Origin of the sequence: Henriciella sp., from assembly GCF_049649345.1 — a bacterium.
Classification (GTDB): Bacteria; Pseudomonadota; Alphaproteobacteria; order Caulobacterales; family Hyphomonadaceae; genus Henriciella.
In genome coordinates, this window is record NZ_JBARZC010000334.1 from 1 (window position 1) to 4,670 (window position 4,670).

Here is a 4,670-nt window from a genome sequence, read left to right on the forward strand (position 1 = left end):
GTCGAAGGCCTCGACCTGTCCCATCAGATGCTGCAGGTGGCGCGCGCCAAGCTCGCCCAGTCCGGGCTCAGCCAGGCGCGCCTTCGCCAGGGCGATGCGACCGCGACGCCCTTCGAGACGGCGAGCGCGGACGTCGTCATCGTCCATCAGGTGCTTCACTATCTGGAAGACCCTGACCGCGTCCTCGCCGAAGCGGCCCGCGTTCTCCTGCCCGGCGGAAAACTGATCATTGTCGATTTCGCCCAGCATGATCATGAGTTCATGCGCGCCGAGTTTGGCCACCGCCGCCTTGGCATTCGCCAGGACAATATGGAAAACTGGGCAGAACGCGCAGGCCTCGATCTCGCCAAGCCTGTGCGCTTCGACCCGCCCGCTGACCTTGAAAAAGGTATCGCCGTCCTGATCTGGGCAGCCACAAAACCCGCCAATCGCAAGGAGGCCGCCGCATGAGCGATCTGTCCGTCGCCACACGCCAGGCCGGCAAACGCCCGCACGTCTCGTTCGAATTCTTCCCGCCGAAGAATGAGGTGATGGATGAGCGCCTCTGGGATTGCGTGCGCCGGCTCGAGCCGATGCAGCCTGATTTCGTGTCCGTCACCTATGGCGCTGGCGGCTCGACCCGCTCGCGGACGCAGGAAACGGTTGCGCGCATCGCCAAAGAAACGTCGCTGACACCAGCAGCTCATCTTACCTGCGTCAGTGCGACGAAGGAAGACGTGCTGCAGACCGCGGAAGACTATTGGGAAGCGGGTGTCCGCCACATCGTGGCGCTGCGCGGCGATTCCCCTGACGGCATTGGCCAGCCTTGGCGCCAGACAGAGGGCGGCTTCAAAAATGTCATCGACCTGGTCGAGCGGCTTCGGGCCCACCGGCCCGATCTCGGCAAAGTGTTCGAAGTCTCGGTGGCCTGCTATCCCGAACCCCACCCCGACAGCCGCGGCTGGGATTTTGATCTCGCCCATCTGAAAGCCAAGCAGGATGCGGGCGCCGACCGGGCGATCACGCAATTCTTCTTCGAGCCGCAGATCTATTTCGAATTCCTCGACCGCGCACGCTCAGCCGGCATAACCATGCCGATCGTGCCAGGCATCATGCTGCAGCCAAATTTCAAGGGGCTGAAAAAGATCGCGGGCCTGTGCCAGGCCACCCTGCCGGACTGGCTGCACCAGCTCTATGAAGGCTTGGAAGACGATGCCGACACGCGGGACCTGATCACCGCCAACATCGCCGCCGAACTCTGCCACAAGCTTGCCGATGGCGGGGTAAAGCAGTTCCACTTCTACACGCTGAACCGGGCCAATCTCGCCCTGTCCACCTGTCACCTGCTCGGCCTGAAGCCAGCAAAAGCAGAGGCTGCATAATGACCGACCGTCAGAAACGTATTGCCGCCCTTAAATCCGCTGCGAAGGACCGCATCCTCGTCTTTGACGGCTCCTGGGGCGCCATGTTCCAGCGCAAGGGCCTCACCGAAGATGACTTCCAGTCAGACAAATTTACCCTGCCCGGCGAGCAGAAGGGCAATAATGACATTCTCTGCCTGACCCGGCCCGATGTCGTCCGCGAACTGCACGATGCCTATTACGCGGCAGGCGCTGACATCTCCGAAACAAACACCTTCTCGGCGACGACGATCGCGCAAGACGACTATAAGCTCGACGCCGAGACCGTGCGCCAGATCAATCTCGAAGGCGCGCGCATCGGGCGCGAAGCCGCTGATGACTGGAGCGCGAAAACGCCAGACAAGCCGCGCTTTCTCGCCGGCTCCATCGGCCCGCTCAACAAGATGCTGTCCATGTCCTCGGACGTGAATGATCCGGGCGCGCGCTCGGTCACATTCGACGATGTGTACCAGGCGTATCGACAGCAGGTGCAGGCGCTGAATGAAGGCGGCGTCGATCTTTACCTGATCGAGACGATCACCGACACGCTGAACTGCAAGGCCTGCATCAAGGCGATCCTGGATCTCGAAGCCGAGGGCATGGAAAAGCTGCCGATCTGGATTTCCGGCACGATCACTGACCGCTCGGGCCGCACGCTGTCAGGCCAGACGGTCGAGGCGTTCTGGAACTCGGTGCGCCACGCCAAACCCTTCGCCATCGGCCTAAACTGCGCGCTTGGCGCAGACCTGATGCGCCCGCACATCGCCGAACTCGCACGCCTCGCCAATACGCTGGTCGCGGCCTACCCCAATGCCGGCCTGCCCAATGAAATGGGCGAGTATGACGAGACGGCCGAGCAGACCTCCGGCGCGCTCAATGGCTGGGCAAAGGACGGCCTCGTCAATATCCTTGGCGGCTGCTGCGGCACGACGCCGGAGCATATTGCGGCGATTGCAAAATCGGTCGAAGGGCTGACCCCCCGCTCGCCCGCCGCGGAGCCGAAAGGCATGCGGCTATCAGGGCTCGAACCTTTCGCGCTCACAGGCTGAGGAGAGACTGGTATGGGCAAGACATATGACAAGCTGAACGACAAGCTGATCGAGTTCATCAAGGCGCAGAAGATGTTCTTCGTCGCCACAGCGCCGCGCGCCGATGATGGCCACGTCAATGTCAGCCCCAAGGGCTATGACAGTCTCATCGTGATCGACGAGAAGACAGTCGCTTATGCAGACCTCGGCGGCTCGGGCATCGAGACGCTCGCCCATGTCAATGAGAATGGCCGCCTCACCATCATGTTCTGCGCCTTCGAAGGCCCGGCCAATATCCTCCGCGTCTATGGCAAGGGCCGGACCCTGCAGTTCGATCATCCGGACTTTGAAACCGAAATCGGCCGCTTCCCGCCGGGCCATGAGCGGGCGCGCAACATCATTTATCTCGACATTACCAGCGTCGCCGACAGCTGTGGCTGGGGCGTTCCCTTTTACGAGTTCAAGGGCCAGCGCGATCAGCTGACACGGTATATCGAGAACAAGCCATTGGACGACTGGTACGAAAGCCGGATGCAGAAGAATGCGCAGAGCCTCGATGGTCTTCCGGGCATGGTACGCGGCAAGGCCTGATGCTCCCCAACGGCCCTGTCTCCTCCGGCGACCAGTTCATCTTCTATGGCCTCCTGAAACAGGGGGCTGCGGGCGCACCTGCGCATCTTGATTTTCCGCGTCACGGTGAATTTCTCGGTCCCTGCCGGTTCGAAGGCCGCATGCTCGATCTTGGCGGCTATCCGGGCGTGGTGCCCGGAGACGAGATCTGCCACGGCGTCCTCTACAGGCTCGATACGGCCCGTCTCGCCCGCGAGATGGACGAATTTGAAGGCATCCGCCCCGGCGACCGCGAAGGCTCGCTCTACAGGCGCGAAAAGACAGACCTGATAGATCCGTCCGGCCAGCCAGACGGCGAGGCCTGGATCTATATCTACAACCAGAAAACAGACGGCTACCCGGTCCTCGAAGACGGCAACTGGCCCCTCGAAAAAGGACGCGCACGCGTATGACTTCCTCTGCCTCCCAGACCTTCGTCAATATTGGTGAACGGACAAACGTTACCGGCTCGGCAAAATTCCGCAACCTGATCAAGGCTGGCCACTATGCCGCCGCCGTCGAGGTGGCGCGCAGCCAGGTCGAGAATGGGGCGCAGATCATTGATGTGAATATGGATGAGGGCATGCTCGACGGCGTCGAGGCGATGACGACCTTCCTTAACCTTATCGCCGCAGAGCCGGACATCGCCCGCGTGCCGGTCATGGTCGACAGCTCCAAATGGGAGGTGATCGAGGCGGGCCTCAAATGCGTGCAAGGCAAGGCGGTGGTCAATTCCATCTCGCTGAAAGAGGGCGAAGAGGCCTTCCTCGCCCAAGCCCGCAAAGTCCTCTCCTATGGCGCGGCCACCGTGGTCATGGCCTTCGACGAAGTCGGACAGGCAGACACCGCAGAGCGCAAGTTCGAGATCTGCGAACGCGCCTACAAACTGCTCACCGAAAAGGTCGGCTTCCCGGCAGAAGACATCATTTTCGACCCGAACATCTTCGCCGTCGCGACAGGCATCGAAGAGCACAATAATTACGCCGTGGATTTCATCGAGGCGACCAAGCGCATCCGCGAAAACCTGCCCGGCTGCCACGTCTCCGGTGGGCTTTCAAATGTCTCATTCAGCTTCCGTGGCAATGAGCCGGTGCGCCGGGCGATGCACTCGGTCTTCCTCTATTATGCCATCCCGGCCGGCCTCGACATGGCGATCGTCAATGCCGGCCAGCTCGACATCTATGACGATATCGAGCCGGACCTGCGCGAGGCTGTCGAGGACGTCATCCTCAACCGCCGCGAGGACGCCACGGAACGCCTGGTCGACATCGCAGAGCGCTTCCGCGGCCAGAAGGGCAAGGTCCAGGAGAAGGACACCAAATGGCGCGAACAGCCCGTCGCCAAGCGCCTTCAGCACGCCCTCGTCCATGGCATTACAGAATTCATCACCGAGGACACCGAAGAAGCTCGCCAGTCTGTCGAGCGCCCGCTCCACGTCATTGAAGGCCCGCTGATGGACGGCATGAATGTCGTCGGCGACCTGTTCGGCTCGGGCAAGATGTTCCTGCCGCAGGTTGTGAAATCCGCCCGTGTCATGAAGGCCGCTGTCGCCCACCTTACCCCCTTCATGGAGAAGGAAAAGGAGGAGCTCGGCACGGTCGATCAGTCGAATGGCAAGATCGTGCTCGCCACGGTGAAGGGCGATGTCCACGAT

6 protein-coding genes are annotated in these 4,670 nt (G+C 61.6%); all 6 read left to right on the top strand.

Annotated elements, in window-relative coordinates; genetic code table 11:
* The coding region (locus WA989_RS09075) for a class I SAM-dependent methyltransferase (protein WP_424340181.1) at window positions 1-450 on the top strand (450 nt) is incomplete at its 5' end.
* Entirely contained in the window at window positions 447-1,361 is a 915-nt protein-coding gene (gene metF, locus WA989_RS09080) for a methylenetetrahydrofolate reductase [NAD(P)H] (protein WP_424340182.1), read from the top strand. The genes WA989_RS09075 and metF, both read left to right, overlap by 4 nt.
* The gene (locus WA989_RS09085; RefSeq protein ID WP_424340183.1) at window positions 1,361-2,428 is read left to right on the top strand and encodes a homocysteine S-methyltransferase family protein; all 1,068 of its coding nucleotides are present in this window, start codon (window positions 1,361-1,363) and stop codon (window positions 2,426-2,428) included. The genes metF and WA989_RS09085 overlap by 1 nt, the downstream gene beginning before the upstream one ends.
* Window positions 2,429-2,440: 12 nt before the next feature.
* Window positions 2,441-2,998, top strand: a complete 558-nt coding sequence (locus WA989_RS09090) for a pyridoxamine 5'-phosphate oxidase family protein (protein ID WP_424340184.1) — start codon at window positions 2,441-2,443, stop codon at window positions 2,996-2,998.
* The gene (locus WA989_RS09095) at window positions 2,998-3,429 is read left to right on the top strand and encodes a gamma-glutamylcyclotransferase family protein (RefSeq protein ID WP_424340185.1); all 432 of its coding nucleotides are present in this window, start codon (window positions 2,998-3,000) and stop codon (window positions 3,427-3,429) included. Before WA989_RS09090 ends, WA989_RS09095 begins: the two co-directional genes overlap by 1 nt.
* Window positions 3,426-4,670: dihydropteroate synthase (locus WA989_RS09100; RefSeq protein WP_424340186.1), on the top strand; the 1,245-nt coding region annotated here is incomplete at its 3' end. The genes WA989_RS09095 and WA989_RS09100, both read left to right, overlap by 4 nt.